Genomic DNA, 25,985 nt, shown 5'->3' with positions numbered 1-25,985 from the left:
ACTCACGCCCTGAGCATCTACCGCAAGAAGACACGAAGGATGGGTATTCAAACCGCAGCGGCCAACGACGTCGCACAACACACGCCGATGATGCAGCAGTACCTGCGCATCAAGGCGGAGCATCCGGGCACGCTGGTGTTCTACCGGATGGGCGACTTCTACGAACTCTTTTTCGACGATGCGGAAAAAGCCGCGCGCCTGCTCGACCTGACGCTCACGCAGCGCGGCGCGTCGGCGGGCAATCCGATCAAGATGGCCGGCGTGCCGCATCACGCTGTCGAACAGTATCTGGCCAGGCTCGTGAAGCTCGGCGAATCGGTCGCGATCTGCGAACAGGTCGGCGACCCGGCGACCTCGAAAGGCCCGGTCGAGCGCAAGGTCATGCGCGTGGTTACGCCCGGCACGCTGACCGACGCCGCGCTGCTGTCCGACAAGAGCGACGTCTATCTGCTCGCGCTGGGCGTCGCGCACAATCGCCGCGGTGTCGCCACGAGTGTCGGTCTCGCGTGGCTCAATCTCGCGAGCGGCGCGCTGCGCCTCGCCGAAGTCGCGCCCGATCAGGTCGCCGCCGCTCTGGAGCGTATCCGTCCCGCGGAAATTCTGGTCGCCGACGCCACCGCCGATTCGACCAGTTGGACACCGCCTGTCAACGCCAGCGCGCTCAAGCGTGTACCGGCCTGGCACTTCGATATCACCTCGGGCACGAAGCGCCTGTGCGACCAGCTCGAAGTCGCTAGCCTCGACGGCTTCGGCGCGCATTCGCTCGGCTGCGCGTGCGGCGCGGCCGGCGCGTTGCTGCTGTATGCGGCGTCCACGCAAGGCCAGCAACTGCGTCATGTGCGCAGCCTGAAGGTCGAATACGAATCCGAATACATCGGCCTCGATCCGGCCACGCGCCGCAACCTCGAACTCACGGAGACGCTGCGCGGCACCGAATCGCCGACGCTGTGCTCGCTGCTCGACACCTGCTGCACGACGATGGGCAGCCGCCTGCTGCGGCACTGGCTCCATCATCCGCCGCGCGAATCGGCGGTGGCTCAGGCGCGTCAGCAGGCGATCGGCGCGTTGCTCGACGCGCCGCCGGGCGCCGATCTCGATACATTGCGCGGCGCATTGCGGCAGATTTCGGACATCGAACGGATCACCGGACGTCTCGCGCTGCTGTCGGCGCGGCCGCGCGATCTGTCGAGCCTGCGCGATACCTTCATCGCGCTACCTGCATTGCGCGCGCAGCTCGCGGCGGTGGCATCGGACGCGGATTCGCTCGCGCGCATCGACGCGGCGCTCGAACCGCCGCACGCGTGCGTCGATTTGCTGAAGCTCGCGGTCGCGCAAGAGCCGGCCGCGATGGTGCGCGACGGCGGCATCATCGCGCGTGGTTATGACGCCGAGCTCGACGAACTGCGCGATATTTCGGAGAACTGCGGACAGTTCCTGATCGATCTCGAAACACGCGAACGCGCGCGCACCGGCATCGGCAATCTGCGCGTCGAGTACAACAAGGTGCACGGCTTCTATATCGAAGTCACGCGCGGCCAGACCGACAAGGTGCCGGACGACTATCGCCGTCGGCAAACGCTGAAGAATGCCGAGCGCTACATCACGCCCGAGCTGAAGACCTTCGAGGACAAAGCGCTGTCCGCGCAGGAACGCGCGCTCGCGCGCGAACGCGCACTGTACGACGCGTTGTTGCAATCGTTGCTGCCGTTCATTCCCGACTGTCAGCGCGTTGCGCTCGCGCTCGCCGAACTCGATCTGCTGGCCGCGCTCGGCGAACGCGCTCGCGCGCTCGACTGGGTTGCGCCGACGTTCTCGGCGAACGCGGGTATCGACATCGAGCAGGGTCGTCATCCGGTGGTCGAGGCGCAGGTCGAGCAGTTCATCGCCAACGATTGCTCACTCGCGACCGAGCGCAAGCTGCTGTTGATCACCGGTCCGAACATGGGCGGTAAGTCGACTTTCATGCGCCAGACCGCGCTGATCGCGCTGCTCGCTTACGTAGGCAGCTATGTACCAGCGCGGCGCGCAGCCTTCGGACCGATCGACCGCATCTTCACGCGCATCGGCGCGGCCGACGACCTCGCCGGCGGCCGCTCGACCTTCATGGTGGAGATGACCGAAGCCGCCGCGATCCTCAACGACGCGACACCGCAAAGCCTCGTGCTGATGGACGAGATCGGCCGCGGCACGTCGACGTTCGACGGCCTCGCGCTCGCGTGGGCGATCGCGCGCCACCTGCTCGCCCACAACGGCTGCTACACGCTGTTCGCGACGCACTATTTCGAGCTGACGCAACTACCCGCAGAGTTTCCGCACGCGGCCAACGTGCATCTGTCGGCGGTCGAGCATGGGCACGGCATCGTGTTCCTGCACGCGGTCAACGAAGGGCCCGCCAATCAGAGCTACGGTCTGCAGGTCGCGCAACTCGCCGGCGTGCCGAACGCGGTGATCCGCGCGGCACGCAAGCATCTCGCGCATCTGGAGCAGCAATCGGCCGCGCAGCCCGCGCCGCAACTCGATTTGTTCGCGACGCAGCCTGCCATGCTCGCCGAAGACGCCGACGACGACCACGAGGCGGCGAGCGACGCAACGCCTGCGTCGCCTGCGATGCAGACACTCGTCGAGCGTCTGCGCGGCATCGATCCGAACGATCTGCGGCCGCGCGAAGCGCTCGATCTGCTGTACGAACTGCATGAACTGGCCGTCGCGCCGGATGCGGACCACTGACACGCCGAGACACCAGCCGCGCCCGTGCGGGCTTCGCGCGGCGCTGCGCCACGTGCTCGCACCGGCAGGCGGCATCGTCGTGCTCGCGGCAGTGTGCGCATGGACCGCGCCGGCGCACGCCGAGGCCTCGCGCTTCGCGTTCGCGGTGATTTCCGGCACGATGCACAGCCCCGCCGACGAAGCCGCCACGCAACGGCTGCTCGAGGCGATGGGCCGCGAGCGCGACGTGCGCTTCATCGTCTACGACGGCAATCTGAAGGGGCCGAAGGAAGTTTGCCGCGACGCGCTGTTCGAGCGCCGCCAAGCGCTGCTCGACAGCTCGCGCACTGCCCTCTTCTTTATCCCCGGCCAGCATGACTGGGTCGATTGCGGCACGGCGGAAGCCGGCGGCTTCGATCCGGTCGAGCGGCTCGACCAGTTGCGGCAAACGCTGTTCGCCGATCCAACGTCGATGGGGCAGAACCCGATCGCGTTGACACGCGAGAGCGAGGTGTCGCGCTTCCGCACGTTCCGTGAAAACGTGCGCTGGGTGGTCAACGAAAAAACGAACGACAAAGCGAACACCAAAGCCGGCGACATCGTCTTCATCGGCCTGAACGCGCCGGGTCCGAACAATCACTACCTGAGCGCGGGCGGCCGCAACGGCGAGTTCGAAGATCGCGTGATCGCCAACGCATTCTGGCTCGAGCACGCGGCCGAATACGCGAAGCGCCGCGACGCGCGCGCGATCGTCGTGTTCATTCAGGGCGACTTCGACCCAGAGCGCTACGAACGACCCGAACGGTTCGCCTGGCTGCACTTCGCACATAGCTCGCGCCGCGACGGCTTTCTAGAATTCAAGCGCAGTCTGGTCAAGCTCGCGCAGATTTTCCCCGGACCCGTGGTCGTCATTCATGCAGACGACGACCGGCCGGCCGGCGGTTTCGTCATCGATCAGCCGCTACGCAACGACAAGGGGACGGTCGTGACGAACCTCACGCGGATTGCGCTCGCGCCGCATGATCGTCTCAACCAATGGATTCAGATAGAAGCGGATTTCGGCAGGAAGCCGCCGTTCAGAGTCAGCGTACGCGATGTGCCGAAGCAGATGCCGCTGCCCACCACGCCGCCGGTCTTGCCGCCCGCATCGCCGCGCGACGGATCCGGCGCGTCGATGCCGGTTGCGCCAGAGATGCCGAATGTGGAAGGTTTCAGGCCGGCGTCGGAATTGCCGCCCGTATTGGGGACGCCTGGAGAGTCGCAGGACCAGCAGCCGCGCATCCCGTCCGACCAGGGCGGCGGCGACTATGGGCCCGCTATCTCGATGCCGCCGGGGTCGATACTGCCAGCCTCGCCTGCGTTGCCCGCATCGGTGCCGCCTGCCCCCGCGACAACACCGCGCATGCCCGCAAACTCAGTGCAGGGTCGGTTTTGAGTCGTCTTGTTCGTCCTCGTCTTCATCGTCGTCGAGAACTTCGAGGCCGTCCGCGCCATGCGCGTGCTCGTGCTGGATTTCGTCTTCAGTAGCCGGACGCACGTCTTTGACGGTCAACGCGAAACGCAGCGCCATGCCGGCGAGCGGATGATTGCCATCGAGCACGACCTTGTCTTCCGCGACGTCGGTCACCACGTACACCAGCGCATCGATTTCCTCGTCGCCATCTTCCGGGGTGCCTTCGAACTGCATGCCGACTTCGAGCGGTTCCGGGAAGCGATCGCGCGGCTCGATCTTCACAAGCTCAGGATCGTATTCGCCGAACGCGTCTTGCGGCTCGAGCTGGATCTGGGTCTCGAAGCCAGCCTCGCGGCCGTCGAGCTCTTCCTCGATCTTGGGGAACGTGCCATCATAGCCGCCGTGAAGATAGACCATCGGCTCTTCGCTTTCCTCGATCAGATTGCCCTGCGCATCCGACAGTTTGTAGGCGACCGACACGACGGTGTTCTTTGCGATTTTCATTCGATTCTCCAGAATACAACTCACATTATACGATGCCCAGGCGGCCCACTCACCTCCCGGCCGATGCAGGTTCGGCAAGCAATTCGCCGTCTGCCGCAAAGCCGGCCACGCGGCCCATTCTTCCGCCCTCGCCCCACGTTCCGACCGCACTTCTCGGCAATCTGAGCCCGTCGCAATTCATGCGCCGCTACTGGCAGAAGAAGGCGCTGCTGATCCGTCAAGCGATTCCGGACATCGAAGCGCCGCTATCGCGCGACGAGTTGTTCGAGCTGGCCGATCGGGACGACGTCGAAGCGCGCCTGATCACGCACTTTCGCAACAAATGGCAGCTGGAGCACGGCCCGTTCGCGCCCGACGAACTGCCGTCCGTAAAACAGCGCGCATGGACACTGCTCGTGCAGGGCGTGGACCTGCACGACGACCGCGCGCGCGCGTTGCTCGACCGTTTCCGTTTTCGTGCCGGACGCGCGTCTCGACGACCTGATGATTTCGTATGCGACCGATGGCGGCGGCGTCGGCCCGCACTTCGATTCCTACGATGTGTTTCTTTTGCAAGTAAAAGGCAAGCGCCGCTGGCGCATTAGCGCGCAGAAAGATCTGACTCTGCAGCCGGGCTTGCCATTGAAAGTTTTACAGCACTTCGAGCACGAACGTGAATGGGTACTCGAGCCTGGCGACATGCTGTACCTGCCGCCGCACATCGCGCACGACGGCATCGCCGAGGGCGAATGCATGACCTGCTCGATCGGTTTTCGCGCGCCCTCCGAAAGCGAGCTGACCGCGCAGTTCCTGTACCACCTGGCCGAGCGCGGAGAGGCCACCGGCAAGGCGGGCGCCCTTTATCGCGACCCACGGCAGGCCGCCGTCGAACAGCCGGCCGAGTTGCCCGCGGCGCTCGTCGAACGGGTGGGCGCGATGCTTGCTAATGTGCGATGGAATGAGCAGGACATTGCGTCGTTCCTTGGCACGTACCTCAGCGAACCCAAGCCGAGTGTGGTCTTCGATCCGCCGCAACGGCCGCTCAACGAAGCCCGTTTCATTGGCGCAGCGTCCCGATCCGGTCTACGGCTCGATCGCAAGAGTAACCTGTTGTATGAACGACGTTTTTTCTTCGTAAATGGAGAAGAAATATCGTGGACCGGCGCGAAAAAATGGCTGTTTGAACTCGCAAATCTACGGTGCATGAGTGCGAAACGCTTTGTAACACTATCGCACGATTCATCGGTGACAGCACTGCTACACGAGTGGTATTGTGCGGGCTGGATACAGGTAGGCGAGATTGCGTAACTCTGCCCGCCTGTTATACCGTACAGTGAAATTTTGTATGAGAAAGACAACGTATTGACCCGCATTTATCGACTGTCAGTACGAAAGTGCATATAATTTCCGCCCAAGCCGTAGGGAAGATTCCAGCTCGTCAAAAGAGCATCTCCACCAGCGGCCCAGGTCGGTGTTGGAGCACATTACCGGTTTTATTTTGCGCTGTTGCTTACCTTTAAACCATAAAAGGACGTGATCATGAAGAAATCCCTCCTCGTAGCATCCCTGTTGGCAGTTGTGGCACTCGCTGCATGCAACAAGAGCAACGATCAGGCTGCTGCACCGTCGGAAGCTGCGTCCGCACCGGCGGCAGCGTCGCCTGCTGAAGCAGCATCGCCGGCAGTTGCGGCATCGCCGGCCGAAGCAGCATCGCCGGCCGAAGCAGCATCGCCGGCAATGGCAGCATCGCCGGCTGAAGCAGCATCGCCGGCAGCAGGCGCAAGCCAGTAAGCCGCAACGGTTCGGCGCTGTAGCGGCGCTCCCGCTACAGCGCCTGCGCATGAAACGTTTGGAGGCTGGCCGGAAACGGCGCGAGCCGCAAACGGGAAAAGAAAAACGCCACGAATTCACATCCGTGGCGTTTTGTCATTCAGGGCCGCTTTCCGCTGCGGAGCTTATCGCATGTGTGGAACACATCCCCTATCGAACCGGCGCCGCTGGCCCAGCGCTCTCCTCAAAGAACTCACGCACCACGTCGATCTCGCGGGTGCGCTTGAACGGCGGCAGACTCTGCCAGATGCGGCGGCCATAAGGTTTATCGACGAGACGTGTATCGCAGATCATCAGCACGCCACGATCGGTCTCCGCGCGAATCAGCCGGCCGGCGCCCTGCTTCAGCGTGATGACGGCCTGCGGCAGCTGATGCACGGCGAACGGGCTCAAGCCCTTCTTCGTCAGTGCGTCGAGCCGCGCGGCCAGCACGGGATCGTCCGGCGGCGCAAACGGCAGCTTGTCGATCACTACCAGCGACAGCGCGTCGCCGCGCACGTCCACCCCTTCCCAGAAGCTCTGACTGCCGACCAGGATCGCATTGCCGTAGGCGCGAAAGCGGTCGAGCAGTTCGGTGCGGCTCGCATCGCCCTGCACGAGTAGCGGATAGTCCCAGCCGCGCGACTCGATCGCGTCGCGCAGCTTCGCCGAGATACGATCCACCGCGCGCAGCGTCGTGCACAGCATGAAGACGCCGCCGCCCGAGGCTTCGATCGCGGGCAATGCGGCATCGAACACGGCGTCCGTGAACATCGGCGATGACGGCTGTGGCAGATTGCGCGGTACGTACAGAAGCCCTTGCGATGGATAGTCGAATGGGCTCGGCAATGTCATCGAGCGCTTCGAGTTCAAGCCCATCTGCGCCGCATAGTGCGTGAAGTCGCCGCGCACCGACAGCGTCGCCGATGTGAAGATCCACGCGCGCGGTACGCCGGCGCGCTGCTTCGCGAAAATCGGCGCGACCGACAACGGCGTTTCGTGCAGCTGCACCGTGTGCGAGAACACCTCGATCCAGCGCACCATTTCGTTCGGATCGGCGCGCTCTGCGCTGGCGTCACCCTCGCGGGTCGCAACCGCGTCGCGTTCTGCACTCGTGGGTGGCGTGGTCCAGCCGCTCAGCACGTCCTGCAACTCGCGCGCGCGACGCAAACACGCGCCGAGCGATTCGGCTCGCTCGGCCTGCCCCGCCAACGCCGAGGCCAACGCGTCGAGTTCGGCCTCGAGCGTCTCGAGCGCGGCGAACAGCGGGTGATCGTCGGGCAGCTGGCCGATCGACAGACGCACCGAGTCTTCCTTGAACGCGAGCCGCACGTCGCGCGCGGCGCGCTCGAGCGTCGCGCCGAGCTTGACCCAATCGACCGCATCGCGTGCGTGACCGAGGCCCTCGGCCACCGAATCGCGAGCGAGTTCGAGAAACTGCGCGGTCGATAGCGTCTCGCCGAAAAACAGCGTCGCGGTTTCGGGCAGCTGGTGCGCTTCGTCGAAGATGACCGTATTCGCAGTCGGCAGCAGCTCCGCCATGCCGGTATCGCGCAGCATGATGTCGGCGAAAAACAGATGGTGGTTGACCACCACGATATCGGCCTGCTGCGCTTCGCGGCGCGCCTGCATCACGAAGCAGTCCTTGTAGTGGGGACACTCCTGGCCGAGACAGTTGTCGCGCGTCGACGTGACCATCGACCACACCTGCGCCGTTTCCGGCACGCTCGCGAGTTCGGCCTTGTCGCCCGTGCGCGTGATCTTCGCGAAGCGCACGATGTCCTGCAGATACGAGGTCTCCTGGCGCGACGGCAGACGGCCGTTGTCCGCGGTGCGTTGCAGGTAGTAATGGCACAGGTAGTTCGCGCGGCCTTTCAGCATCGCGACCGACACCGGCACCGCGAGCGCGTCGCGTACGGTCGGAATGTCGCGCTGGAACAGCTGATCCTGCAGATGCTTGGTGCCGGTCGAGACGATCACCTTGCCGCCCCACAGCATGGCCGGCACGAGGTACGCATAGGTCTTGCCGGTGCCGGTACCCGCCTCTACGATCAGCGTATTCTCACCACCGTCGACGCCATCGGCTTGTGCGTTGCTCGCGGTCGACTCAGAGACGGCTTCAGCGCCGGTCTGCTGCAGGCGCCGCGCCGGGCGTTTCTGCGTCTCGAACATCACGGGCTCGGGCATCGCGCGGCCCGACGCCTCCATCGCCGCGGCAACCGCGCGCGCCATCTCGATCTGCGACGCACGCGGCCGATAACCGTCGATCTGCCGTGCGAGCAGACCATTGTCGGCGAAGATGTCGTCGAGCTCGCTCGCGCGGCGCCGATTCAGCGACACACCTGGCACCGGTGCTGCCGCGCGCGGCGCGGGCGTGCCCGAAGCAGATGCGTTGTCCGGCGCGGCCCGGGATGAAGTGTCATGCGATGAATTCAAGGCAAGCGTTCCTGCTAAGTCCGGCTCGCGCGCTGCGCGCCCGGCGCCTGCCAGGCCGCGAACTCAGGCGCGCGCGTCCGGTTCGAGCTGCAATTGCAGCAAGATGATGGTGTCCTTCACTTTAAGTTTGCGCTTTTTCAGGCGCTGCAACTCGAAGTCGTCGATGCCGGGTTCATCCGACATCCGGTCGATCAACCGGTCGAGTCCACTATGCTCCGATTCCAGTTGCAGAATGCGATCGCGAAGTGTGTTTGCGTCGATGACGTGATGACGATCACGCATGCTCGCCTCCTCTGGTCGGCGGCACGAACCGCGTGCGCGCGGTCCGATGCCTGAGGTTGCTGTCCGCCTCAAAACGCATTACGGCGACTACGGCGGCCTGGCCACGACCGCCACGGCTTACTCTACGGCACAGCCACTACAGCACGCTTACTGTTGCTCTTGTTGCTGCTTTTGCTGGTCTTCGAGCTGTTGCTGCTTCAACTCGTCCTGACGCTTCTGCTCGGCCTTCTCGTCGGCCTGCTTTTGACGTGCTTCAACATCGAGCTTGTGCTGCGCGGCCTCGGCCTGCTTCCGCTCGAAAGTCTCCTGTTTCTGCTGGCGCTCCGCGGCCTTTTGCGCACCCTGCCGACGCGCTTCCTCGAGCTTGCGCTGGTAGTCGCTCTGCTTCTGGTCGTAGGCCTTCTGATTGGCCGCCGCCTGCGCAGGCGTGACACCACGCTGCGCCTGATCGAGCGCATGCTGGCGCTGCTTCTCCTCGTAGGCCTGCGCGTTGGCTTCGTGCTGCGGTGCCGCGGCGTTGCGCTGCGCCTGATCGAGCGCGTGCTGACGTTGCTTCTCCGCGTAGGCCTGCGCATTGGCTTCGCGCTGCGGCGCCTCGGCGTTGTGCTGCGCCTGATCGAGCGCGTGTTGACGCTGCTTTTCCTGATACGCCTGCTCGTTGCGCGCGTCTTCGGCGGCACGTTGCGGCGCTTCCGCCTCGTTTTGCGCGCGCCGCAACGCGGTGCGTTCGTCGCGTTCACGGGCGCGCTGCGCACGCTGCTCGGCGTCGAGCGCGAGCTGTTCCTTGCGGATGTCCGCCTGCACGCTGCGCATCGCGTCGCGCGCGCGGTTCAGACAGTGATTGACGAAGAAGCGGCTGTAGCAGTTGTGTTGCGCGACAGCGAATTGATAGTTGTTGTCGTCGGTGCGCTGATTGAGCACCTGTTGCCGCTCGTCGAACGACTTGTCCAGCACGGCTACGTCACTTGCGCTTTGAGGGCCGTCGGCGGTTGCGGCGGCTTGCGGGCCCGAGGCCGCGACGGGCGCCGTACCTTGCGCCGGCGTCGCGCTTTGCGCCACGGCCGACACCGGCACGACGAGCGCTGCGGCGATCACGCACGACGCGGCAGCCGTTAAAGCCGACCGACCGAACGAGCGCAAAGAAACCAGCGGCAATTGAGACGAACCCGGCAGTGAACCCGGCAGTGAACCTGACGCCAGCGAAGAGACCAGGCGGTTGAGGGACAAGGAGATTGGCAACGTCGTAGAGGGTCAACGGAACATGCCCGAAATTCTAACACCCCGCGGTTGAGCCCTTTGGCATTTATGGCAAAATGCCCCGCTCTAGCAACCTGGTCGCGGCGCACGCCCGGCCTGTCCGATTTGCCGCCCGCGCGCGGCCCATCACTGAGTCCGCAGGAACACCAAGACCTTATGACGGAAACCGTAGCACTCAAGATCGTCCAGCGCATCGCCACCGAACTGTCCGTCCAGCCGCGCCAGGTCGCGGCCGCGGTGGAACTTCTCGACGAAGGCGCGACCGTTCCGTTCATCGCCCGTTATCGCAAGGAAGTGACCGACAATCTCGACGACACGCAACTGCGCAATCTCGAGGAACGCCTGGTCTATTTGCGCGAGCTGGAAGACCGGCGCGCGGCGATCATCGCGAGCATCGACGAACAGGGCAAGCTCACCGACGAGCTGCGCGGCGCGATCGAAGGCGCCGACAGCAAACAGGTGCTCGAAGACCTCTATCTGCCATACAAACCGAAGCGCCGCACGCGCGCGCAGATCGCGCGCGAAGCCGGTTTGCAGCCGCTCGCCGACGCGCTGCTCGGCAATCCGCTGCTCGATCCGCAAGCCGAAGCCGCGGCGTACGTGGACGCGGACAAAGGCGTCGCCGATGTGAAGGCCGCGCTCGACGGCGCGCGCGACATCCTCTCCGAACAATTCGGCGAGACTGCCGAACTGCTCGGCAAGCTGCGCGACTATCTGTTCAACCAGGGCGTGGTGTCGTCGAAGGTCGTGGAAGGCAAGGAAACGGCGGAAGAAGAGAAATTCCGCGACTACTACGACTACGCCGAAACGATCCGCACGGTGCCGTCGCATCGCGCGCTCGCGCTATTCCGCGGCCGCAATGCCGGCGTGCTGATCGTCAAGCTCGGCCTCGGCGAAGAGCTCGACGCGCAGGTGCCGCATCCGGGCGAAGCGCTGATCGCGCGGCACTTCGGCATCGCCAATCAGAACCGCCCCGCCGACAAGTGGCTCTCCGACGTGTGCCGCTGGTGCTGGCGCGTGAAGGTGCAGCCGCACCTCGAAAACGAGCTGCTGACCAATCTGCGCGACGAAGCCGAACACGAAGCGATCCGCGTGTTCGCGCGCAATCTGAAAGACCTGCTGCTCGCGGCGCCGGCTGGTCCGAAGGCCGTGATCGGTCTCGATCCGGGCTTGCGCACCGGCGTGAAGGTGGCGGTGGTCGACCGCACCGGCAAGGTGCTCGCGACCGACACGATCTACCCGCACGAGCCGCGCCGCGACTGGGACGGCTCGCTCGCGAAGCTCGCGCGAATCGCCGCGCAGACGCAGGCCGAGCTGATCAGCATCGGCAACGGCACCGCGTCGCGTGAGACGGACAAGCTCGCGAGCGAGCTGATCGCGCGTCATCCGGAGCTGAAGCTGCAGAAGATCGTCGTGTCCGAAGCCGGCGCGTCGGTGTACTCGGCGTCCGAACTCGCCGCGAAGGAATTCCCCGACATGGACGTGTCGCTGCGCGGCGCGGTGTCGATTGCACGACGTCTGCAGGACCCGCTCGCCGAGCTCGTGAAGATCGAGCCGAAGGCGATCGGCGTCGGCCAGTATCAGCACGACGTGAACCAGCGCGAACTCGCGCGCTCGCTCGACGCGGTCGTCGAAGACTGCGTGAACGCGGTCGGCGTCGATGCGAACACCGCGTCGGTCGCGCTGCTCGCACGGGTGTCGGGTTTAAACGCAACGCTCGCGCGCAACATCGTCGACTATCGCGATGCGAACGGGCCGTTCCCGTCGCGCGAGCATCTACGCAAGGTGCCGCGTCTCGGCGACAAGACCTTCGAGCAGGCTGCCGGCTTCCTGCGCATCAATAACGGCGAGAATCCGCTCGACCGTTCGTCGGTGCACCCGGAAGCGTATCCGGTTGTCCAGCGCATCCTCGCGAAGATCAGTAAGCAGGTCGGCGAAGTGCTCGGCAATCGCGACGCGTTGCGCGGACTGTCACCCACCGAATTCGTCGACGAGCGTTTCGGTCTTCCAACCGTGCGCGACATCCTGGTCGAACTCGAGAAGCCGGGCCGCGATCCGCGTCCCGAGTTCAAGACCGCGACGTTCCGCGAAGGTGTCGAGAAGGTCAGCGATCTGATCCCGGGCATGGTGCTCGAAGGCGTCGTGACGAACGTCGCGGCGTTCGGCGCGTTCATCGACGTCGGTGTGCATCAGGATGGCCTCGTGCACGTGTCGGCGATGTCGACGAAATTCGTGAAGGACCCGCACGAGGTCGTGAAAGCCGGTCAGATCGTCAAGGTCAAGGTGCTCGAAGTCGACGTGAAGCGTCAGCGTATCGCGCTGACGATGCGTCTCGACGACGAACCCGGCGCCGCGGCCGCGCGCAGCAGCGGTGGTGCGCAGCAGGATCGCGGTGGCTCGGGCGGCAGCTTCAATCGCGGCGGAGCGGCACGCGGCGCGCCGCAACGTTCGCGCGAACCGGAGCCGGGCGGCGCGATGGCGGCTGCGTTTGCGAAGCTCAAGCAGAAGTAAGGGTCACGGACCGGAGCACGTCGTCGCACGCGCTCCGGTCCGTGACATGACTGCGTCGCGCGCTCAACCGCTTGCACGCACGCATGAACAAAAAGCCCACGCATTGCGTGGGCTTTTTGTTTGCGCTCTCGCACGTCACGCGCGGGCCGTCAAATCTCGATCTTCGTTCCCAGTTCCACGACCCGGTTAGCCGGGATGCTGAAGAAGTCGGTCGGCTTCGCGGCGTTCTGATGCATCCACGCGAACACACGCTCGCGCCATACCGACATGCCCGGCAATTGCGTCGGCACCACCGTTTCGCGCGCGAGGAAGAATGACGTGTCCATCAATTCGAAGGTCATGTCGTGCGTGCGGCCGACGTCGAGCAGCACCGCCTTCACGTCGGGCGTTTCGTTAAAGCCATAGGCTGCCTTCACCAGCCACAGCCCACCGTTCATGTCCTTCACGGTCACGCGATCGGCGTCCTTCACGTATGGAATGTCGCGCGTGACGAAGGTCAGAAAGATCGTGCGCTCGTGCAGCACCTTGTTGTGTTTCAGATTGTGCAGCAGGCTCACCGGCACCAGCGAATCGCTGCCGGTCAGATAGATCGCAGTGCCCGACACGCGATGCGGCGGATGCGCGAGCAGGCCTTGCAGGAACGGCATCAGCGGAATACCGTCGGCGGCCGTGCGTTCCTTCACGATCATCCTGCCCTTGAACCACGTCATCAGCAGGAAGAACAGCAGGCCGCCGATGCACAGCGGCAACCAGCCGCCCTCTTCGACCTTCAGCAGGTTCGCGCCGAAAAAGCCCAGGTCGACCACCATGAACACGCCGATGATGAGCCCAACGAGCAGTTTGTTCCAGTTCCACACCTTCACCATCACCACGCAGGCAAGGATCGTCGTGATCACCATCGTTGCCGTCACCGCAATACCGTACGCGGCCGCCAGATTGTCGGAACTCTTGAACGCGATCACGATGCACAGGATGATGAACAGCAGCAACCAGTTCACGACCGGCACATAGATCTGCCCGATCGCGAGTTCGGACGTGTGCAGGACCTTCATGCGTGGCACGTAGCCGAGCTGGATCGCCTGGCTCGTCAGCGAGTACGCGCCCGAAATCACCGCCTGCGACGCGATCACCGTCGCGACCGTCGAAAGCACGACGAGCGGCAACAACGCCCAGTCCGGCGCCAGCAGGAAGAACGGATTTTCGATCGCCTTTGGGTCGTGCATCAGCAGCGCGCCCTGGCCGAAGTAGTTCAGAACGAGCGAAGGCATCACGAGCACGTACCACGCCATGCGGATCGGCTGCGCGCCGAAGTGGCCCATGTCCGCGTACAGCGCCTCCGCGCCGGTCAGCACCAGCACGACCGAGCCGAGCACCACGTAGGCCTGCAGCACGTGCGCGGCCATGAACGTGTACGCGTAGTAGGGATTGAGCGCCTGGATCACATTCGGCGACTGCATGATGTGCCACAGGCCGAGCACGGCGAGCACGAGGAACCAAAGCGTCATGATCGGCCCGAACAGACGGCCGACCGTGGCCGTGCCGTGCCGCTGGATCCAGAACAGCACGATCAGGATCACGACGGTCAGCGGAATCACCAGATGCGCCAGATGCGGCGCGGCGATTTCGAGACCTTCGACCGCCGAGATCACCGAGATTGCCGGCGTGATCACCGCGTCGCCGTAAAACATGCAGGCGCCGAAGATGCCGAGCATCATCAGAAGACCGGCCATTTTCGATTTCTGATCGACCGAGCGTATCGCCAGCGCCATCAGCGCGAGGACGCCGCCCTCGCCGTTGTTGTCGGCGCGCATCACGAACAGCACGTACTTGACGCCGACCACGATCACGATCGCCCAGAACAGCAGCGAAATAACGCCAAGGATCGACTGATCGGTCAACGGGATGCCGTGCGACGGACTGAAGGCTTCCTTCAGCGCGTACAACGGGCTCGTACCGATGTCGCCGAACACCACTCCGATCGCGGCAATCGCAAGGGAAGGCAGTGGCTGTTTGTGTACGTGATTGTTATCTGTCATGGACGCGAGGAAATCCGTTCCCGGGCGGAAAAAACGACCGCTATTTTAAACTGCCCATCCGGTACCGCCCGGCTTGTTGTGGATACGCCACGTGGATGTCCGCGCAGTGTAGCACTGCGATATGGACGCGCCTGTCGCGGTGCGGACGTCCTGGCGCCGCGCGTGACGCATAAAAAAACGGAGCCCGGCTGGGCTCCGTTTTGTGACACTGCGATGACGCGCGAGATCCGATGCGACAAAGCATGAGGCGCGCGGCTTCGCGTCAATTGCCCGACGCCTCATCGGCCTGGGCGATGCCGCGCTTGATCCACGCGCCGAGGTTATGCGGACGCACCGTGTCCCACTCCTCGAACGGCTGATGAATCCACGGGTTGGTCGGCAGATACTGCACGTGGTAATCGGGCTTCACCTTCGAGCAGCCCTTGTACCACAGCACCGCCGAGCGCACCGCGGTGATGGCCGGATAGCGCTCCTTCAGATGCTGCTGCACGCGCGCGAGCGTGACGCCCGAATCGACGAGGTCGTCGACGAGCAGCACGTTGCCGTGCAGTTCGCCGCGCGTCATCGTGATGTATTGCGCGATGTCGAGTTCGCCCTGTTCCGTGCCTGCCGCCTCGCGATACGAGCTCGTTGCCAGAATCGCCAGAGGCAGATCATAGATGCGCGACAGCTGGTCACCGACGCGCAGACCGCCGCGCGCGAGGCACAGGATCTTGTCGAATTTCCAGCCCGATTCGTGCACGGCAAGTGCGAGCGTCTCGATCAGCCGGTGATATTCATCCCAGCCGACCCACAGGTTCTTGTCGTCGTTACGCGGATCTTTCATCGCGATCATGGGTACACCTTGCATCGCTTAGACCTTGAACGGATGACGCCGCAGAATCGTTTCGTCGCGATCCGGACCGGTGGAGACCATGTCGATCGGAATACCCGCGACTTCCTGCACGCGCGTGAGATACGCACGCGCGTTGGCGGGCAGCTTGTCCCACTCCTTGATGCCGACCGTGCTTTCTTTCCAGCCCGCGAAGCTTTCGTAGACCGGCTCGCAGCGCGCGACTTCCGTCGCGCCGCGCGGCAGCAGATCGACGTTCTGGCCGTCGATCGTATAGCCGATGCACAGCTTCACTTCGTCGAGACCGTCGAGCACGTCGAGCTTGGTCATGCACAGACCCGACACACCGTTGATCTGGATCGAGCGGCGCAGCGCCGCGACGTCGAGCCAGCCGGTGCGGCGCGGACGGCCGGTGACCGAGCCGAATTCCTTGCCGACGGTAGCGAGTTCGAGGCCGATTGGCTCCTGGCGCGACGCGTTGTCCGCATCGTAGAGCTCGCTCGGGAACGGGCCCGAACCGACGCGCGTGCAATACGCCTTCGTGATGCCGAGGATGTAGTTGAGCTTTTGCGGACCGACGCCCGCGCCTGCCGTGGCGGCACCCGCGACGCAGTTGCTCGACGTGACGAACGGATAGGTGCCGTGGTCGATGTCGAGCAGCGTGCCCTGCGCGCCTTCGAACAGCAGATTGCCGCCGTTCGCGTTGACGTCGTACAGACGGCGCGACACGTCGGTGACCATCGGCTTCAGACGGTCGGCGTAGCCCAGCATCGTGTCGAGCGTTTGCTGGAAGTCGACCGCGGCGACGCCAAGGTACTGCGTGAGCACGAAGTTGTGATAGTCGAGGTTTTCGCGCAGACGCTCGGCGAAGGCTTGCGCGTCGAACAGGTCCTGCACGCGCAGGCCACGGCGCGCTACCTTGTCCTCATAGGCCGGGCCGATGCCGCGGCCGGTCGTGCCGATCTTGCTCGCGCCACGGCGCGCTTCGCGGCCCTGGTCGATCGCGATGTGATACGGCAGGATCAGTGTGGTGGCTTCGGAAATGAACAGGCGTTTCTGAACGTCGATGCCGGCGGCTTCGAGTTCGCCGATTTCCTTGAACAGCGCTTCCGGCGACAACACGACGCCATTGCCGATATAGCACGCGACGCCGGGATGCATGATGCCCGACGGAATCAGACGCAAGATGGTTTTCTTGCCGCCAATGATAAGCGTGTGACCGGCATTGTGACCGCCCTGGAAGCGAACGACGCCCTGAGCGTGGTCCGTCAGCCAGTCGACGATCTTGCCCTTGCCTTCATCACCCCATTGGGTACCCACGACGACGACGTTGCGCCCGGGGTTCACATTCACTGCGCTGGCAGACATGTTGTTTCGTAAGCTGGTTAAAAACGTATTTTACCTAGGTTCACGGAAGCTTCCGGAATTTTTCCGTTTCCGCTCAACGGTATGCACGTTATGTTGAGTATGCGAGGGATGCGCGGCCGCGTGTCTGCCCTCTACCGCGCCCGGTTCGGGCGACTGCGTGGCCGCCCTGTGGCGAACACCGGGGACGCTTTCCCAGCAGTGTCGATCGGAATGCGCGGCTCAAGCGCGCGGTTCGACCACCCATGCGCCATTGCGCTCGACCAGCACTCGGTCGAACGCGAATTCATCGAGATCGTGCTTGTGGCCAGGCAGCGCCTGGATCACCACTTCACCGCCATCACGCAATGCCGCGACCGCGACGCGCAAGCCTTCGTCGTGCCGCCACGGCGCAAGGATCGCGCTGCTGCGCGCTTCGACCGGCGAGATGCGCGCGACTTCGCGCAGATCCAGCGAAAAGCCGGTTGCCGCGCGAGCGCGGCCATAGGCCTGACCGACGTGGTCGTAACGGCCGCCGCGCGCGACCGCGTTCGGCACGCCGTCCACGTAAGCGGAGAACATCACGCCGCTGTGGTACGCGTAGCCGCGCAGATCGGCGAGGTCGATCATCACTTCGGCGCCGTCGACCTGGCTCGCGAGGAACGCGAGGTCGTCGAGCGCGCGGGCGATCGCCGGTGAATTCGGCAGACGCGCGCGGGCCTCTTCGAGCACCGACGCGTCACCGTACAGCGTCGGCAGCGCGCGCAGCGCGTCGCGAATCACCGGCGAGAATTGCGCGGTCATCTCGACGAGACGCGGCACGTCCTTGCCGGCGAGCGCGTCGTAGAGCGCCTGGCCGAGTTCCTCGGCGGCCGGCTCGGCTTCGATTAGCGCCGCCAGCACGCCCGCGTGACACAGGTCCAGACGCACCTTCGCGAGGCCGGCGAGACGCAGCGCGTCGAGCATCAGCTGCTGAATTTCGAGGTCCGCTTCGAGCCCCGCGTGGCCGTATATTTCCGCACCGATCTGGATCTGCTCACGCGTCGCATGCAGGCCGCGCGGGCGCGTATGCGCGACGTTGCCCGCATAGCAAAGACGCGTGACGCCCTGGCGGTTCAGCAGATGCGCATCGATGCGCGCGACCTGCGGCGTGATGTCGGCGCGCAGACCGAGCGTGCGGCCCGACAGCTGATCGACGAGCTTGAAGGTGCGCAGATTCAGATCGTGCCCACCGCCCGTCAGCAGCGACTCGAGGTATTCGAGCAGCGGCGGCATCACCATCTCGTAGCCGTACGAGCGGAAACGGTCCAGCAAATGACGCCGCAATTCTTCGATCTTGCGGGCCTCCGACGGCAGCACGTCGGCGATATTCTCAGGAAGCAACCAGGTCGACATCGATACAGTCCTACGGCGTTGAAAGCGGCGTCTTGAAGCGCCGATGATGAGTGTGAATGGCGTATAGCGGCTTGACTCCGGCGGCTGACACAGACGCTCGGGCGGCGTTTCGCGGCACGCGCGCGCCGCGCGGCGGCCTGACCGGTCAGTAGGCGTTTTGCTCGGGCCGGCATAACACGCCGCAACACGCGGCGTTCATCAGACAAGCAAGCCGGCTTCAGGTCGCGATGAACAGTAGAACCAGCCCGAGCAACATCACGATGAGCCCACCGACACGAATCTGATGCGACGGTCGTTCCGCAATTTTACGGAACGTGTCGCGCCAGGCGCTCGGAAAAACGAACGGAAACATCCCCTCGATAATCAGCATCAGCGCAATCGCGAGCAATAACGAACCAGCTATGTCCATGCGAGTGAAGCGGCCGCGATACGGATGCCGCGGCCTTCGGTAATCAGCGTTTGCGCGCAGCAGGCGCGGAAGCGTCCGGGGCGACGCCGCCGGTCGGGCTACGCATGAAGCGGAAGAACTCGCTACTGGAGTCGACCACGATCAGGTCGCCCGGCTTGAAGGTCTTCCGGTACGCCTGCATGCTTTGATAAAACTGGTAGAACTGTGGATCCTTGCCGAACGCTTCGGCAGCGATCTCCGCGGCCTTTGCATCGCCTTCGCCGCGAATGCCCTGCGCCTGCGCGAGGCCGTCGGCGAGCACCGTCTGCTGCTTCGCGAGCGCGTCCGCGCGGATCTGGTTCGCTTCGGCGGCGCCCTTCGCTCGCTCGTCCGCCGCGACCTGCTGGCGCGCGGCGATCATGCGCTTGAATACCGAGTCGGCCACCGCGGCCGGGAAATCGACGCGGGTGAGTTGCACATCCACGACCGATACGCCGAGCGATGCCGCGCCCTTGTCCATCGCACCGCGGGCCTCCTCGGCGACCGCCTGTTGTTTGGCGAGCGCGTCGGACAGCGTGAACTTGCCGAACGCGTCGCCGAGCGCGCCGCGCGACAGCAGCGCGAGCCGGTCGGGCAGACTCTCCGGATCACCCTTCGTTTCGGCGATCAGCTTCAGCGGATCGGCCACGCGGAACTTGATGACTGGGTTGACCAGCAGATCGGTTTTGTCGGACGTGACGTAATGATCTTCGTCGGGTGCGTCGAGCGACTGGATGCGATTGTCGACGAGCGTGACCGTTTGCAGCGGCGGCGGCAGCTTCACGTGCAGTCCTGGGCCGAGCAGCGTGGGCGTCGCGTCGCCGCGCGCGGACAGCACGGCCATATGCCGTTGATCGACGACGAACACCATCGACGATGCCGCGAACAGCACGATAACGACGGCGACGACGAGCGCAATGATTCGGTTCATATTCTTGTGCGCTCCTTATTGAACGTCGTCTTCGCGCATGCGATTGCGGAACGCATCGCGCGAGCGCAGCGACGCGGCGCTCGGCCGGCTCGCTGGCGCAGGCGCGGAAGCGGCGGGTCCGGATGCGCCATCGGCGGCGGAGCCTGCCGCGGCACCGGTCTCGGCGGCTGACGCGGCCGACGGTGCGGCCGCACTCGCCGCTTGCGGCGCGCCCGCGACAGCAGGACCCGAAGCGGCGGCGCCCGCCGCCGCGGCCTGGCGTTCGCGGTTCTGCTCGACGAGCCTGTCGAGCGGCAGATACAGAACGTTGTTGCCGTTCTTCGCGTCGACGAACACCTTGGTCGCGTTCGCGTAAATCTGCTGCATGGTTTCCATATACAGGCGGAAGCGCACGACGGCCGGCGCCTGCGCGTATTGGGCGTAGATCTGCTTGAAGCGCTCGGCCTCGGCCTGTGCCTGCGCGACCGTGGTCTGGCTATAGGTTTTGGCTTCCTGGACCCGACGATCGACGTCGGCCTGCGCGCGCGGCAGGAGATCGGCCGCATAAGCCTGCGCATCGCGTTTCGCGCGTTCGTTTTCGTCGTGCACCTTCGCAGCGTCGGCGAACGCCGGTTGCACCTGCTCGGGCACCTGCACACTCTGGATCGTCACGCCCGTGACTGCCAGACCGGACTGGTACTGATCGAGCGATTGCTGGATCGCCGCAATCAGCTGCTGGCGCAAAGTTTCGTGATCCTGATCGAGAATATCGCTAGTGCTCTGCGCGCCGACGATGCCGCGCACCGCCGCCTGCGCGGCATGCATCACGCTCTGATCGGGATCGACGCTGCGAAACAGAAAGTCGTTGGGCTTGCGCACCTGGTACTGCACGGCGAAGCGCACGTCGACGATGTCGCCGTCGTGCGTGAGCATTGACGCGTCCTTCACGTTCGCAAGACGCACCACATTGCTACGGCCGATCTCGACCTGGCGGATCTGCCCGACATTGACGAACTCGTGGGACTCGAACGGATACGGCAGACGCCAGTGCACGCCCTGCGCCGCGGTATAGCGATACTTGCCGAACTGCAGCACGACGGCCGCCTGGCCATCCTGCACGACGAACACGCCGCTGCCGAGATAGATTGCGATCAGCACGCCGATTACGATGCCGACGCCGATGCGCGCGCCACGGCCGTTGTCCGGCCGGCCACCGCCGACACCGCCGCCCCTGCGCCCGAAAATCCGGGACAGACGGCGATTGAAATCGCGCCACATTTCGTCGAGATCGGGCGGACCTTCACCGTCGCGTGCCGGTCGCTTCGGATCGTTCGGCCGTTGCCGGTCGCCGTTGCCGTCGCCCCGGCCCCAACGCGGATCGTTCAGTGAAAGCAAGGCGCGCATACGCAGCCAGATACTCCGCTCGTTGTAATCGTTCACCTGTGTTCGTTCACCAGAGTAGACAGCGGGTCAGTGCAATTGGAACGGGTCAGTGCCCGAGTTCTGGAATCTTGTGGTCGTCGCGCAGTTGCGCCGCGCGGTCATCTTGCGACGCATCGAGCGGCATGTCGGCAAGCGGTTCGGCTGTAGCGATTTCAGCGATGGCAGCGCGCAACGCATCCAGCCCCTGCCCGGTGCGCGCGCTCAAAAAGACGCGCGAAATATTACCATACTCGTCCCGCTCGACCGCGTCGCCACGGGCTGCCAGCTCTGGCACCGCGTCGATCTTGTTGAACACGAGCACCTGACGGATCGTGTCCGCGCCGATCGCGTGCAACACCTCGTTGACCTGATCGATCTGGTCGAGCCGCACCGCGCTCGATGCATCGACGACATGCAGCAGCAGGTCCGCGTGAATGGTTTCCTCGAGCGTCGCGCGGAACGCGGCGACGAGCTGGTGCGGCAGCTCGCGGATGAAACCGACGGTATCGGACACCACCACCTGCCCCGCTTCGTCGCCCAGATACACGCGCCGCGAGGTGGTATCGAGCGTGGCGAACAACTGGTCGGCGGCATACGCCTGCGCCTTGGTCAGCGCGTTGAAGAGCGTCGATTTGCCGGCGTTCGTGTAGCCGACGAGCGACACCGACATCGTCTGGTTGCGATTACGCGCCCGGCGTTGCGTGCCATGCTGGCGGCGCAGCTTGTCGAGGCGGATCTTGAGCGCCTTGATGCGCTCGCCGATCAGCCGGCGGTCGGTTTCGAGCTGCGTTTCGCCTGGACCGCGCAATCCGATACCGCCCTTCTGACGTTCGAGGTGGGTCCACGCGCGAATCAGCCGGGTTGACAGATATTGCAGCTGCGCGAGCTCGACCTGCAGTTTGCCTTCGTGGCTGCGCGCGCGCTGCGCGAAAATGTCGAGGATCAGACTGGTGCGATCGACCACGCGCCGATTAAGCGCCCGCTCCAGATTGCGCTGCTGCGCAGGCGCCAGAGCATGGTTGAAGATCACGAGTTCGATGTCGTTTGCTTCGCACGCAAGGCGCAATTCTTCGGCCTTGCCGCTGCCGACGAACATCTTCGCGTCGGGACTGGAACGGCGTCCGGTGAGGGTGACCAGGGGGTTCGCGCCCGCGCTTTGCGCGAGCAGGCCGAGTTCTTCGAGACTGGCTTCGAAATCGATCTTGCCGAAGTCGATGCCAACGAGCGCTGCATTGATCAAATTGGAGGATATCAAAATGACGCGGCCGGGAATGATCGCCAACGGGCGACGGTGTGCCGGCCGCGGCGAGGGTTAGGACTGTTCGGAATCCGGGTGGAAATTCACCGGACGGGCAGGCACGACCGTCGAAATGGCGTGCTTGTAGACCATCTGGGTAACCGTATTCCGGAGCAACACGACGTACTGGTCGAACGATTCGATGTTCCCTTGAAGCTTGATGCCGTTGACCAGGTAGATCGACACCGGCACATGCTCTTTACGCAGTGCGTTCAAAAACGGGTCTTGTAACAATTGCCCTTTGTTGCTCATAGCAAACTCCGTATTTTTTTGCAGGTTGACTGAATTGACGGCGAAGAAAAAGAGATCCGCCGCCAACCGCTACACTATAGCTGATTTTCATTTCGACGCGCGGGCCCGGGACCCCCGGCCAAACCCAGCATACACGCGGGTTTCAGCCCAGGTTTAAGACCAGCTTCCGCTTGCTTCAGCCTTTGTCCGCGTAAGGGTTCGTCGACGATCTGAACTCTATTCGCAATGGAGTCCCCGTCAGCTTGAAAGTTTCCCGGAAGCGATTTTCGAGGTACCGCTTATACGTGTCGGTGATCGCGTCGAGCGCATTGCCGTGAATCACGATAATCGGCGGATTCTGCCCGCCCTGGTGTGCGTAACGCAGCTTCGGGCGCACCGGACCGCGACGGCGCGGCTGCTGGAATTCGACCGCCTCGATCAGCGCGCGCGTCAGCTTCGGCGTCGGCAGCTTCGACATCGCGGCCGTGTACGCGTCGTCGACCGAACGCATCAGCGGCCCGATTCCGGTTTTTTCCGCGGCGGAAATGAAATGGAATTTGGCGAAGTCCAGAAATTTTAGTTTGCGTTCGAGGTCGGCTTTGGTGCGCTCGCGCACATGCGGATCGAGACCGTCCCATTTGTTCACGCCAACCACCAGCGCGCGGCCCTGCTCGACGACGAAGCCAGCAATGTGCGCATCCTGGTCCGAGATGTCCTGACGCGCGTCGAGCAGCAGGATCACGACGTTCGCATCGGAGATTGACTGCAGCGTCTTCACGACCGAGAACTTTTCGATCGCCTCGAACACCTTGCCGCGGCGGCGCAGGCCGGCCGTGTCGATCAGCGTATACGGTTTGCCGTTGCGCTCGAAATCGACGTAGATCGAGTCGCGCGTAGTGCCGGGCATGTCGAACGCGATCACGCGCTCTTCGCCGACCAGCGCATTGATCAGTGTCGACTTACCAACGTTCGGCCGGCCGACGATGGCGATCTTCACGCCGCGCGCTTCCTTGTCTTCCTCGCTCTCTTCCGGCTGACCGGCATACGCGACTTCGAGCGCCTCGTTGATCATGTCGGTGACGCCGTCGCCGTGCGCGGCCGAAATCGCGCGCGGATCGCCGAGACCGAGTTCGTAGAAGTCGGCCGCGACGTTGGCGTACTTCATGCCCTCGGCCTTGTTCACGACGAGGAAGATCGGCCGGCCGACCTTGCGCAGATAGTCGGCAATCGACTTGTCCTGCGGCGCGAGACCGTTGCGGCCATCGACGATGAACACGACGACGTCCGACTCCTCGACCGCCTGGCGGGTCTGGCGCGCCATCTCGTGCAGGATGCCGTCTTTCGCGACCGGCTCGAAGCCGCCGGTGTCGACGACCAGATACGGCCGCTCGCCGGCGCGTCCTTCGCCGTAATGGCGATCGCGCGTGAGACCGGGCAGGTCGGCAACCAGCGCGTCACGCGAACGCGTAAGGCGGTTGAACAGCGTGGATTTCCCCACATTGGGGCGCCCAACGAGGGCAATAACGGGTTTCATCTGATGTTGTTCACGGTGAAACGCGGGATCGCAACCGATCGCGCGCGTAGCGATCGCCAGGCGGCCGCCACGGGGTGGCGTTCTGACGAAATTATCACGAATTCAGTCTGCTCCGGATGCGCGATCGATATGCGCATCCAGGCAGACGGGCGTGGGCTTCACAGACGCCGCCGGGGGGCGCCTGCTTCAGACCGGGCTGCTCGACGGCTGACGCGCTCGTGTTCGAGGGCGTCTTTAATTCGCAAGGCCGCCGACGAAGCGCACGTGCCGCCTTGCATGTCGGCGGCCACAGCCTCGATCCGACTTGCCGGACCAGCCCATCCGGCGATTTTTTTATTGAGCCTGCCCGATCACGCGACGGGCAGCGTGGCAACCCGACGCAGGAGCCGCACGCCAAAGCCGGCGCAGACTTCAATTAAAAAGCGCGCGGCCGGCAAAGCCGGCCTGCGCGCCTGACATCATCTATCGCGATCAGCGCGGACGATAGCCGAACAGGCCGCCGTCGCGCGTCTGTACGACCAGCGTGTCGCCAGCCAGCACCGGCGCCGCGGTAATCGCGCTGCCGTCGGTCTTCACTCGTGCGACGAGCGTGCCGTCGACGGTCGACAGGAAATGCACGAAGCCCTTGTAGTCGCCGAACACGGCCGCGCGGCCGAGCAGCGTCGGCACGCTCAGGTCGCGGTTCTTCAGCGTGTCGTTCTTCCACAGCACCGAGCCGTTGCTCACGTCGAATGCGGACACGACCGACCAGTCGTCGGCGGCGACCACGCTGCGCTCATCCTGTGCGAGGCCGCTCGTGCTCGAGAACGGCTTGCCCCACAGCGCGCGACCCGAGTTGGCGTCGAAACAGCCAATCTGGCCCTGGAACGTCACCGCGCAGGTCTCCGAACCCACCAGCGTGGGTGGGCCGGTCACGTCGTTGATACGCTCGACCTCGGTCACGCCCTTCGGATACGACACCGGCGTCTGCCAGTAGGCGTCGCCCGTCTGCAGGTTGATCGCGGCGAACGAGCCGCCCGGGAAGCCGGCCAGCACGGCCGCGTCACCTGCGAACGTCATGCCCGACGACACGCGCAGGTTCAGCGGCACGGCGCGGTTGCGGAAGTTCCACTTCTGCTCGCCGGTTTGCGCGTTGAACGCGACGATCTGGCCGTCGATCGTGCGCACGATCACAAGGCCGTTGCCGACGAGCGGCGGCGTAATGATCTCGCCCGGCGCCTTCGCGGTCCACAGCTGCTTGCCGTCCGCGCCTAGCACGTACACGTCGCCCTTCAAGCCACCGACCGCGGTGAGCGTGCCATCGCTGCCGACGCCCGCCGACAGATCATCGTGCAACTTGACTCGCCACACGTCCTTGCCCGTTTGCGCGTCGATCTTGGCGACCGTGCCATTCGTGCCGGCAGCGTACACGGCATTGCCGACCGCAACCGGCGAGAACAGGTAGCGGCCCGCCTTGCCGACGCTCGCCGACCAGGACTGCTGCACGTCGAGCACGGGTTTGAACTCGGTGAGCGGCGTCGGCACACGGCGCTCGTCTTTCGTGGATGAGCAAGCCGCCAGCGTGAGAACGGTCATCGCACAGATAACGGGCACGGCGTAACGTTTCAGCAGATTCATCGG

General features: G+C 64.3%; 19 protein-coding genes and 1 pseudogene. 5 read left to right on the top strand and 15 right to left on the bottom strand.

The features are described from left to right. Positions 1-39 precede the first annotated feature (39 nt). Both mutS and OKW45_RS19920 read left to right on the top strand, forming a co-directional pair. Positions 40-2,727: a DNA mismatch repair protein MutS gene (gene mutS, locus OKW45_RS19925; RefSeq protein ID WP_429470627.1), complete on the top strand. Its 2,688-nt coding sequence runs from the start codon at positions 40-42 to the stop codon at positions 2,725-2,727. Next, positions 2,714-4,141 (top strand): hypothetical protein, encoded by a 1,428-nt coding sequence (locus OKW45_RS19920; protein WP_429473321.1) that lies wholly within the window; start codon positions 2,714-2,716, stop codon positions 4,139-4,141. The genes mutS and OKW45_RS19920 overlap by 14 nt, the downstream gene beginning before the upstream one ends. Here the strand turns inward: OKW45_RS19920 and OKW45_RS19915 are convergent. Then, complete coding sequence (locus tag OKW45_RS19915) at positions 4,121-4,663, bottom strand: FKBP-type peptidyl-prolyl cis-trans isomerase (RefSeq protein WP_018417582.1); 543 nt, start codon at positions 4,661-4,663, stop codon at positions 4,121-4,123. The two genes, OKW45_RS19920 and OKW45_RS19915, sit on opposite strands and share 21 nt — an antisense overlap. A 32-nt stretch (positions 4,664-4,695) precedes the next feature. On the opposite strand from OKW45_RS19915, the pseudogene OKW45_RS19910 reads away from it, so the two are divergent. Continuing rightward, positions 4,696-5,950: pseudogene (locus OKW45_RS19910) on the top strand (JmjC domain-containing protein). Positions 5,951-6,181: 231 nt separating this feature from the next. After that, a complete protein-coding gene (locus OKW45_RS19905; RefSeq protein WP_084753953.1) occupies positions 6,182-6,433 on the top strand; it encodes a hypothetical protein in 252 nt (83 codons plus the stop codon). A gap of 189 nt (positions 6,434-6,622) precedes the next feature. Here OKW45_RS19905 and yoaA read toward each other — a convergent pair whose 3' ends face one another. The 3 genes from yoaA to OKW45_RS19890 all read right to left on the bottom strand — a co-directional run bounded on the left by yoaA (position 6,623) and on the right by OKW45_RS19890 (position 10,264). After that, on the bottom strand, positions 6,623-8,887 hold the full coding sequence (yoaA, locus tag OKW45_RS19900) for a DNA repair helicase YoaA (protein ID WP_429470626.1): 2,265 nt from the start codon (positions 8,885-8,887) through the stop codon (positions 6,623-6,625). Positions 8,888-8,950: 63 nt separating this feature from the next. Then, positions 8,951-9,169, bottom strand: a complete 219-nt coding sequence (locus tag OKW45_RS19895; RefSeq protein WP_013089766.1) for a DUF465 domain-containing protein — start codon at positions 9,167-9,169, stop codon at positions 8,951-8,953. Positions 9,170-9,316: 147 nt separating this feature from the next. After that, positions 9,317-10,264, bottom strand: a complete 948-nt coding sequence (locus OKW45_RS19890) for a coiled-coil domain-containing protein (RefSeq protein ID WP_018417578.1) — start codon at positions 10,262-10,264, stop codon at positions 9,317-9,319. A 318-nt stretch (positions 10,265-10,582) separates the two neighbouring features. On the opposite strand from OKW45_RS19890, the gene OKW45_RS19885 reads away from it, so the two are divergent. Then, positions 10,583-12,937 carry a Tex family protein gene (locus OKW45_RS19885; RefSeq protein ID WP_429470624.1) on the top strand — a complete coding sequence of 785 codons (2,355 nt, stop codon included), beginning with the start codon at positions 10,583-10,585 and terminating at the stop codon, positions 12,935-12,937. A 149-nt stretch (positions 12,938-13,086) separates the two neighbouring features. Here the strand turns inward: OKW45_RS19885 and OKW45_RS19880 are convergent, their stop codons facing one another. The 11 genes from OKW45_RS19880 to bamB all read right to left on the bottom strand — a co-directional run bounded on the left by OKW45_RS19880 (position 13,087) and on the right by bamB (position 25,982). Continuing rightward, positions 13,087-14,973 (bottom strand): potassium transporter Kup, encoded by a 1,887-nt coding sequence (locus OKW45_RS19880; protein WP_018417576.1) that lies wholly within the window; start codon positions 14,971-14,973, stop codon positions 13,087-13,089. A gap of 262 nt (positions 14,974-15,235) precedes the next feature. Continuing rightward, a complete protein-coding gene (locus OKW45_RS19875) occupies positions 15,236-15,808 on the bottom strand; it encodes a phosphoribosyltransferase (protein WP_184004099.1) in 573 nt (190 codons plus the stop codon). Between the two features lie 18 nt (positions 15,809-15,826). Beyond that, the gene (locus OKW45_RS19870; protein ID WP_184004101.1) at positions 15,827-17,173 is read right to left on the bottom strand and encodes an adenylosuccinate synthase; all 1,347 of its coding nucleotides are present in this window, start codon (positions 17,171-17,173) and stop codon (positions 15,827-15,829) included. 219 nt (positions 17,174-17,392) lie between these two features. Next, entirely contained in the window at positions 17,393-18,544 is a 1,152-nt protein-coding gene (locus OKW45_RS19865; RefSeq protein WP_429470622.1) for an ATP phosphoribosyltransferase regulatory subunit, read from the bottom strand. 217 nt (positions 18,545-18,761) lie between these two features. Continuing rightward, entirely contained in the window at positions 18,762-18,953 is a 192-nt protein-coding gene (locus tag OKW45_RS19860) for a DUF2065 domain-containing protein (protein WP_018417571.1), read from the bottom strand. Positions 18,954-18,996: 43 nt separating this feature from the next. After that, on the bottom strand, positions 18,997-19,902 hold the full coding sequence (gene hflC, locus OKW45_RS19855; protein WP_429470620.1) for a protease modulator HflC: 906 nt from the start codon (positions 19,900-19,902) through the stop codon (positions 18,997-18,999). A gap of 15 nt (positions 19,903-19,917) precedes the next feature. Further along, positions 19,918-21,321, bottom strand: coding sequence for an FtsH protease activity modulator HflK (hflK, locus tag OKW45_RS19850; protein ID WP_018417569.1), 1,404 nt, complete (start codon positions 21,319-21,321; stop codon positions 19,918-19,920). Positions 21,322-21,370: 49 nt separating this feature from the next. After that, the gene (gene hflX / locus OKW45_RS19845; RefSeq protein ID WP_429470618.1) at positions 21,371-22,558 is read right to left on the bottom strand and encodes a GTPase HflX; all 1,188 of its coding nucleotides are present in this window, start codon (positions 22,556-22,558) and stop codon (positions 21,371-21,373) included. 57 nt (positions 22,559-22,615) lie between these two features. Further along, positions 22,616-22,852, bottom strand: a complete 237-nt coding sequence (gene hfq / locus OKW45_RS19840; protein WP_006051315.1) for an RNA chaperone Hfq — start codon at positions 22,850-22,852, stop codon at positions 22,616-22,618. 175 nt (positions 22,853-23,027) lie between these two features. Then, positions 23,028-24,365, bottom strand: coding sequence for a ribosome biogenesis GTPase Der (der, locus tag OKW45_RS19835; RefSeq protein ID WP_184022435.1), 1,338 nt, complete (start codon positions 24,363-24,365; stop codon positions 23,028-23,030). A 471-nt stretch (positions 24,366-24,836) separates the two neighbouring features. Then, positions 24,837-25,982 (bottom strand): outer membrane protein assembly factor BamB, encoded by a 1,146-nt coding sequence (gene bamB / locus OKW45_RS19830; RefSeq protein WP_184067625.1) that lies wholly within the window; start codon positions 25,980-25,982, stop codon positions 24,837-24,839. Positions 25,983-25,985: the final 3 nt, after the last annotated feature.

The organism is Paraburkholderia lebeckiae (genome assembly GCF_050436225.1).
Taxonomy (GTDB): Bacteria; Pseudomonadota; Gammaproteobacteria; order Burkholderiales; family Burkholderiaceae; genus Paraburkholderia; species Paraburkholderia tuberum.
This window is presented reverse-complemented; position numbering and strand designations above follow the sequence as displayed.

Bases quoted from the DNA above. Each gene is read 5' to 3' on its own strand.
- mutS (WP_429470627.1), top strand. From the start codon at position 40: ATGGGTATTCAAACCGCAGCGGCCAACGACGTCGCACAACACACGCCG.
- OKW45_RS19920 (WP_429473321.1), top strand. From the start codon at position 2,714: ATGCGGACCACTGACACGCCGAGACACCAGCCGCGCCCGTGCGGGCTT.
- OKW45_RS19915 (WP_018417582.1), bottom strand. From the start codon at position 4,663: ATGAAAATCGCAAAGAACACCGTCGTGTCGGTCGCCTACAAACTGTCG.
- OKW45_RS19905 (WP_084753953.1), top strand. From the start codon at position 6,182: ATGAAGAAATCCCTCCTCGTAGCATCCCTGTTGGCAGTTGTGGCACTC.
- OKW45_RS19895 (WP_013089766.1), bottom strand. From the start codon at position 9,169: ATGCGTGATCGTCATCACGTCATCGACGCAAACACACTTCGCGATCGC.
- OKW45_RS19885 (WP_429470624.1), top strand. From the start codon at position 10,583: ATGACGGAAACCGTAGCACTCAAGATCGTCCAGCGCATCGCCACCGAA.
- OKW45_RS19880 (WP_018417576.1), bottom strand. From the start codon at position 14,973: ATGACAGATAACAATCACGTACACAAACAGCCACTGCCTTCCCTTGCG.
- OKW45_RS19875 (WP_184004099.1), bottom strand. From the start codon at position 15,808: ATGATCGCGATGAAAGATCCGCGTAACGACGACAAGAACCTGTGGGTC.
- OKW45_RS19870 (WP_184004101.1), bottom strand. From the start codon at position 17,173: ATGTCTGCCAGCGCAGTGAATGTGAACCCCGGGCGCAACGTCGTCGTC.
- OKW45_RS19865 (WP_429470622.1), bottom strand. From the start codon at position 18,544: ATGTCGACCTGGTTGCTTCCTGAGAATATCGCCGACGTGCTGCCGTCG.
- OKW45_RS19860 (WP_018417571.1), bottom strand. From the start codon at position 18,953: ATGGACATAGCTGGTTCGTTATTGCTCGCGATTGCGCTGATGCTGATT.
- hflC (WP_429470620.1), bottom strand. From the start codon at position 19,902: ATGAACCGAATCATTGCGCTCGTCGTCGCCGTCGTTATCGTGCTGTTC.
- hfq (WP_006051315.1), bottom strand. From the start codon at position 22,852: ATGAGCAACAAAGGGCAATTGTTACAAGACCCGTTTTTGAACGCACTG.
- der (WP_184022435.1), bottom strand. From the start codon at position 24,365: ATGAAACCCGTTATTGCCCTCGTTGGGCGCCCCAATGTGGGGAAATCC.
- bamB (WP_184067625.1), bottom strand. From the start codon at position 25,982: ATGAATCTGCTGAAACGTTACGCCGTGCCCGTTATCTGTGCGATGACC.